Origin of the sequence: Flavobacterium sp. (assembly GCF_036515215.1) — a bacterium.
Lineage (GTDB): Bacteria > Bacteroidota > Bacteroidia > Flavobacteriales > Flavobacteriaceae > Flavobacterium.
Genome location: NZ_DATBVQ010000172.1, coordinates 1 through 2,303 on the forward strand (window position 1 = coordinate 1; position 2,303 = coordinate 2,303).

A 2,303-nucleotide genomic window follows, 5' to 3' on the forward strand; every position below is an offset into this window, starting at 1 on the left:
GTCAATCCTAAAACCGCAAATTTAGAAGCGCTATAGGCGCTCGTCAAAGCGTTTCCGCTTAATCCTGCCGTTGAAGAAATATTGATGATGTCGCCCGTTTGTCTTTCGATCATATTTGGCAAAACGGCGCGGGTCATGTAATAGGTGCCCATTAAGTTTACCTGTATGATACGCTCCCAAGCTGCGGGCTCCAGTTCCAGAAATTTTCCGAAAGCGGCAATTCCGGCATTATTGATTAAAATATCGATGGTTCCAAATTCGGCCAAGGCTTTTTCAACTGCAGAATTCACAGAATTGATGTCGGCTACGTCGGCGGCTAATGCTAGTGCTTTTACTCTTAATGAGCGTGTTTTTGCAGCGACATTGTCAATCTCTTCCTGTGTTCTGGCAACCAAAATCACATTTACGCCTTCCTTGGCCAAAGCCAAAGCGATCGCTTTTCCAATTCCTTTTCCGGCGCCCGTTATCAGTGCGTTTTTATTTTTTAAGTCAGTCATTTTGTTAATTTTTGAGGTTTTTTTCTAATATTAATTTGTAAATTTCTGTTTTTAACTCATCAGTATCTTTGTCTTCACAAAGAAGAAATTCGATTTTATCGTTTGAATTTGAGAAGATGGTTATTCCTTCAAATTTATGAGTGCTGCTTATTTTTTTTGTGTAATCTATTTTCATTGTTTGTACATCAATACGCCCAATAAAGCTTCCTAAAACTTCCCCATCATCATAAGGTGATTGGGTATCTTCGGCAGTGGCTAAAAAATAAAGTTTATCATTGACCAAAACTGCATCGGTGAAACTGGAACGGATTCCTTTTATTTTGGGAAGTTTGTAATCATTTGACAACAAGCTGAATCCTTCATTTAGTTTTTTGGCATGAAGTGTGAAGAGCATGTTTTTGTTAGAAATTCCATTGCCTCGATTGAATAAATACCAATTTTGACCGTCATAAACGGCTCCTTCCAGATTAAAATCTTCGGGTTTGATGTTCCCAAAACTCTGCATTACAGCATATAGGTCAGATAGATCGTTGGTAGCGATTTTTATTTTTTGTCTTAAATCAAATTCGATCATTGCATTTCTTTTTGTGGTAGAACCTGAACCGAAAATGTATAGCGTATCCTGAAAATGAGCTATGGATTCGAAATCTGGTTTTTCGCTTTTAGGAATATTTGCTGCAGGGTTTTTGATAAGCGGATACTGTTTTAAATCACTAAAATCCATGTGGTATTCATATAGGAATCCGCTGTTGTCGCCAATCAGCAATAGGGTGTTGTCTTTGTAAAAAAGCCCCGAGGCGGAACCGATACCTATAATCTGAAATAGTAATTCGAGTGTGTGCTTTTTCATGAATGTTATTGTGAAAATGGGTTTCCTAGCCCGGATAGAAGCGGAAATCCTATTAAGCCGCTTTTTTTTCGGATTAATAGATTGTTGCGAATAGCCGGAAATAGCTCCTGAAATTAATAAGGATTCACCCAATTATTTGTTATATTTGAGATTATAAAGATAAAATATTTCTTATGAAGTCTATTGATCCAGATGATTTTAAAGTGACAGCCAAAATTGATTTGTCTGCAATTCCCACGAATTTGTTTAGCAAGGCCAGCGAGGACGATAAGGAAGAGAAATTAGATAAGGTGCAAGAGAAGTTGAGTGCGTTACAGGATGTGATGTATGCGCATAATCGCTATGGCGTTTTGATTTGTTTACAAGGAATGGATACTTCCGGGAAGGATAGTTTGATTCGTGAAGTTTTTAAGGAATTCAACCCGCGTGGGGTGGAGGTTTATAGTTTTAAAACGCCGAATTCGACAGAGCTGGAACACGATTATTTATGGAGACATTACCTGGCTTTGCCGGAAAAAGGGAAATTTGCTGTTTTTAACAGGACCCATTACGAGAATGTTTTGGTGACCCGGGTGCATCCTGAATATATATTAAACGAAAATTTGCCCGGAATTGAGAAGGTAGAAGATATTACACCGCAGTTTTGGCAAAATAGAATGGAGCAAATCAATAATTTTGAAAAGCATATTACTCAAAACGGCACAATCGTAATGAAGTTTTACTTCCACATGAGTAAGGAGGAGCAGCGTCAGCGGCTGTTACGAAGGCTGGAAGAAGAGGAGCATCATTGGAAATTCTCGCCAGGGGATTTGAAAGAGCGTGAACACTGGGACGAATATATGCAATATTATCAGGAGGCTATTAATAAAACGGCTACTGAAAATGCGCCTTGGTACATTATCCCTTCTGACGATAAGGATATGGCCCGCTATATAGTCGCCAAAATTATCTGGGAA

Annotated in this window: 3 protein-coding genes; 1 reads left to right on the forward strand and 2 read right to left on the reverse strand. The window is 38.6% G+C overall.

What is annotated here, in order from left to right:
• Both VIH09_RS11580 and VIH09_RS11585 read right to left on the reverse strand, forming a co-directional pair.
• Positions 1-497, reverse strand: a 497-nt coding sequence (locus VIH09_RS11580; RefSeq protein ID WP_331581120.1) for an SDR family NAD(P)-dependent oxidoreductase, incomplete at its 3' end; no start/stop codon positions are given.
• Between the two features lie 4 nt (positions 498-501).
• Complete coding sequence (locus VIH09_RS11585; protein WP_331581122.1) at positions 502-1,347, reverse strand: DUF6929 family protein; 846 nt, start codon at positions 1,345-1,347, stop codon at positions 502-504.
• Between the two features lie 173 nt (positions 1,348-1,520).
• On the opposite strand from VIH09_RS11585, the gene VIH09_RS11590 reads away from it, so the two are divergent.
• A partial coding sequence (locus tag VIH09_RS11590) for a PPK2 family polyphosphate kinase (protein WP_331581124.1) occupies positions 1,521-2,303 on the forward strand: 783 nt, incomplete at its 3' end.

Bases quoted from the DNA above. Each gene is read 5' to 3' on its own strand.
- VIH09_RS11585 (WP_331581122.1), bottom strand. From the start codon at position 1,347: ATGAAAAAGCACACACTCGAATTACTATTTCAGATTATAGGTATCGGT.